Annotated in this window: 3 protein-coding genes and 1 pseudogene; 2 read left to right on the forward strand and 2 right to left on the reverse strand. The window is 31.7% G+C overall.

The genetic code is table 11. The features are described from left to right. Positions 1 to 181: pseudogene (locus IJ258_RS08325) on the forward strand (bile acid:sodium symporter family protein); the annotation flags it as partial. A 35-nt stretch (positions 182 to 216) separates the two neighbouring features. Here IJ258_RS08325 and IJ258_RS08330 read toward each other — a convergent pair. Together IJ258_RS08330 and IJ258_RS08335 are read right to left on the reverse strand one after the other, a co-directional pair. Continuing rightward, on the reverse strand, positions 217 to 1,038 hold the full coding sequence (locus IJ258_RS08330; protein WP_292805682.1) for a DUF4013 domain-containing protein: 822 nt from the start codon (positions 1,036 to 1,038) through the stop codon (positions 217 to 219). Between the two features lie 66 nt (positions 1,039 to 1,104). Further along, entirely contained in the window at positions 1,105 to 1,938 is an 834-nt protein-coding gene (locus IJ258_RS08335) for a DUF4013 domain-containing protein (protein WP_292805685.1), read from the reverse strand. A gap of 268 nt (positions 1,939 to 2,206) precedes the next feature. Between IJ258_RS08335 and IJ258_RS08340 the strand changes: the two genes are divergently transcribed. Beyond that, positions 2,207 to 4,192, forward strand: coding sequence for an ABC transporter transmembrane domain-containing protein (locus tag IJ258_RS08340; protein WP_292805688.1), 1,986 nt, complete (start codon positions 2,207 to 2,209; stop codon positions 4,190 to 4,192). Positions 4,193 to 4,506: the final 314 nt, after the last annotated feature.

A 4,506-nucleotide genomic window follows, 5' to 3' on the forward strand; every position in this document is an offset into this window, starting at 1 on the left:
AAAGCAGATAATTACAATAGCTATTGAAATTGCATTTCAAAATTCAGGTTTGTCAACAAGCCTTGCAAAAACCCATTTTCCAAATTTGTCCCAGGCAACAGTTCCCGGAGCGATTTATTCAGTCTGGCAGAATTTTGCAGGTTCAATTCTTGCATATGCATTCAGAAAATATCAATCATAACTAGTTATGATAAAAAAAGAGGTATAGTTTAAGAATTAAACTATATCAGAATATAAAAATCCCATTGCACTTTGACTGAATAATGCAATGTATGGTGTTATCACAAGATTAAGAATTGACAAGACCACTAAATGATCAAAGATAAATGTTAAAATCAGCTCAATAACTGCGACAATCACCAAAATTATTATGGACAATAGGATTACTTTACCTACACCAATCATTTTCAGGTCTTTTGCAGCTGAAATAAAATTTAAAGATTTTATTAAACTATCAGTATGTGCTAATCTTGCTTCAGCTATAACCTGGAAGAATGAAAATACTAAAAATAAAAGTAAACCTGCGGCAAGGGTAATTGCTAATGAAACAAATAATGGAAATGATGCCTGAGTTATTGCATCCTCAGCAGTAATGCTTCCCATAAGAATAGGGGAAATCTGTACAGTTATTGCTTGAGCGATATTTATGAGGTTGCCGTAAACATTTGTAATCAATGCAATAAATATGACAATCAATGCAGGAACTATAAAGTAGAATATTGTGATAACGATTTTCTTTAAACCGAGACCCCAATTTCCCCACCATTTAAAATCAGGTATTTTATCCTGCAACTCAATTCCGGATTTAACACATTGAACAGATATCCTTTGGGTAATAATTCCGATTATTATTGCAATTGCAATATATGTTGCCCCAATCACGAAATTTGCAATGTTTATAATTCCAGATATAAATGTTACTACTCCTTCAACAGCAAATGCTCCAGCCAACACTGACATAATAGCATAAATTGATAATATCTCTAAGTTTTTTGATGGAAATACAACTGCTCTTTTTATTATTTCTGTTATGTCCATATTAACATCCACTGAATATTTATTCTTACTTTTTATAATTTAATTTCATGTTTTTATTTTATATGATTAAGTTATATCCGAATATAATAATCCGAGGGCTCTTTGAGAAACTAATACTACATATGGAGTTAGTATAATGTAAAGAACTGATACTAAAAACGGATAAAATATTAATGCGATTGTTAGAATAATCTCAATAATTGCAATGACGACAACAATTGCTAACACTAATAAAACTACTTTGCCCACACCAATTCTTGTTATGTCTTTAGCTGCTTCAAAAATATTTAAAGCTTGTCTAAAACTGCCAGTATTTGCCAATCTTGTTTCAGCCATTAAATAAAGGATTGAAAAGATTAAAAATACTACTAAAGCAACAGTAAGAGTAATGGCAAAAGAATTCAAGAAAGGAATTAATACTGGAGATATTGCATTGACTGCAATGTCTAGGGGCAAATCCATAATGTAAACATTGAATATCTGTAAGGCAAATTCATTTACAACATCCATGGCGTTACCAAAAAGATTTGTACCAAATCCTACAAGCATAACAATTAATGTTGGAGTTATGAAGTAAAGTATTAAAACAAGAACATTATCAAAACCGGTCATAAAATCTTCATACAATTCAAAGACGGGGACATTGTTGTCATGTTCAATTCCTGACTTAATAACCTTGATGTGATAACCGAAGATTAGGAATCCGATAAGTATGGAGATTATAATGTATATTCCTCCGGTCAAATAATTTTCAGCATCAATAATTCCATATGCATATGTAAAAATGCCTCCTAGGGCAAATCCTACCATAAGCACTGACAAAAGAAGATAAATTGCAAATCTCCCGGTATTCTTTGATGGAAATAGAAAAGCATCCTTGATTATTTCTCTAATATTCATGTTAATTGTCCTCTTTAATATTATATATGAGCAACTCTTTGTAATTCAACATACTGCATTATGTCTTGACCCAATTATAAAAAGTCATATGTGTTTATTATATGAATTAAAGATATAAATAGTTTAGTTAAAGTTTGTTTTAAAAAATAGATAAAATGTAATGACTCAAAGAGCTTTTTTGCACTATTGGGTTATATGCGAATATTTTTTAGCATAACCTTCGATTTGACAATAATATATATATCATTTTAAAAACTAAATTATATTCATGAGAAAGTTTTTGAAGGTTTCATTAAAATTCCAATGGAAAACTATATTGTTTATTTTCGCTTTGATAATCATTCAGACATTCTTTCAAATGGAAATAATTGATTTGTTCAGTGCAGCTTTGACTGGAGTTAAAGAACAGAACATCGATTTGCTTATCAAATCAGGATCATACATGTTAATGTATACAGTCATTTCAATGATTGCCATTTATATCATTTCCTTTCTCTCAACAAAAGTGGCTTCAAATGCCGCATATACTGTCCGTGAAAAAATATTTCATATACTTATGAACCTGCCTAGTGAAGAACTCGCACAATTTAAAATTTCAGGACTGGTTACACGGTCAACCAGGGGAATGTCCTCAGAACAGGGTTTTATCGTGATGATACTCACACAGTTAATGCTGATTCCGGTTACATTCATAGCAATTGTATATGAAATAGCATTGATTGACGGAACTTATGCACTATTTTTCTTAGGATTTGTTGGTGTTCTTGCAGGGATTCTAATTTGGAGAATGAAACAGATTGTAGAAATATTTTTCAGAGCCAAAAAGACATACGGAAAACTGAACCTGTTGTTTTTATCCAAAATCAGTGATATAGCTAACAGAGTTTCATTCAATAAACAGGAGTATGAAGCTGAATTTGAAAAGGCATGTGAGAATTCCTATGACAAGAATGTTACCTATACCTTAAGCCAATATTACCTTGGCCCTGTATTATTATGGGGGTTATATGTCATTGTTTTAGTTACATTTGCAATGGTCAATTCCGGATACACAATAGGCTTTGAAACCGACAGTGTTGTGGATTCATTTATTATTCTGATATATGTTGCCTACTTCGTCAGCACCTTGGCGGTTCTTCCGGCATTGATTGACAGGTGGCCACGTGCATATGCCACTTCTGTGCGTTTGGAGGAAGTTTTGAACCTGGAAGATAAAACAATAAAATCCAAAAACACAGATAATCCAAAAAGAATAGAAATTGTAGAGGAAGATGTGTCCTGGCAGAATAAGGGCATATGGGATGAAAGAAAAGAAATCTCTCAAAAATTCACTCTAATATTAAATGATGACAGGGTCAAAGTAATAATATCAATGATTTTGCTTACTATATCCACATTGTGCATGGTTTATGCCCCTAAAGTTGCAGGAAAGACCGTTAATTTATTGAGTTCCAATGTGAATTCCTCTAATGATGTTGCAATCTACATTAACTTGGCCTTGTTGATGGTATTGTATTCTGCAGGGTATCTGTTAAAATTAACTCCAAAGAGAATTATGGGCATTACTGGTGAAAAAGTGGCTTATAATTTAAGGATGAAACTATTTGACAAGATTGATGCTGTTGGATCAGGTTTCATTCAGGAAAACTCAAAGGGTCTCATCATGTCCAGATTAAACAATGATGTGATGAACATCAGGGAGTTTGTTTCTTCAAAAATTTCTGAAATCTATGCGCAAATCCTGTCTATAGTCCTTGTAATTGTATTGATGATGATGACGGACTTCAGATTGAGTTTAATTTATCTGGTGATAGTGCCGATTTATATAATTTCCTTTTCCTTATGCGATTATAAATCCAAAGCCCATTATGATGGTCATCAAAAACATTTGGGTAGACTGATGAGCTATTTTGAAAGGGGACTCACAAATCGTGATTCATTCCATGAAAAAGGATTTAAAAAAATCAACCAAACGGTAATTGACTATTATGCCAAATCCAGAAACGTTACCAATATTATGGAGCCTGTTACAACCCTTTTAACAAATGTAAGTAACATAACCGTTTATATGGCAGGCGTTTACTTTTTATCAGTTGGTGAAATACAACTGGGAACCCTATTGGCAGTAATCATGTATGGACAGTTATTGACCAAACCTATTAAAAGTTTAAGCACCTCTATGGCATCTATTGAAACTGCATATTCAAGCATCAAAAGGATATTTGCGATTATTGACTATCAAAAAGAGGAATGATTCATACGGTTAGTGTAAAAAGGTAAGTTATATACCTTTATTTATTTTTTTTCAGGTTGCTCTAAAACTTTAATAGGAAAAACTTTATACTTTTTAATAATTGATGTAAATGATTTAGTTGAAAATCCACAGCAATATTGGATAAGATTTGTGCATTCCTCTATATTCACTTGTTTTTCAAGTTTAAATGTAAAAATTGAAGTCTTTTTCAACTTTATTGTAAATTTTGCTTTTTCTCTTGTTTTTTTGCTTTTAAACAATTGTGGGTAAGAATTCATTTAAATCATCAAAAAAATAATACTATGTATTTATTA

Origin of the sequence: Methanobrevibacter sp., assembly GCF_017468685.1 — an archaeon.
Lineage (GTDB): Archaea > Methanobacteriota > Methanobacteria > Methanobacteriales > Methanobacteriaceae > Methanocatella.

Excerpts from the sequence above, each read along its gene's own strand:
- IJ258_RS08340 (WP_292805688.1), top strand. The coding sequence starts at position 2,207 with ATGAGAAAGTTTTTGAAGGTTTCATTAAAATTCCAATGGAAAACTATA.
- IJ258_RS08330 (WP_292805682.1), bottom strand. The coding sequence starts at position 1,038 with ATGGACATAACAGAAATAATAAAAAGAGCAGTTGTATTTCCATCAAAA.
- IJ258_RS08335 (WP_292805685.1), bottom strand. The coding sequence starts at position 1,938 with ATGAATATTAGAGAAATAATCAAGGATGCTTTTCTATTTCCATCAAAG.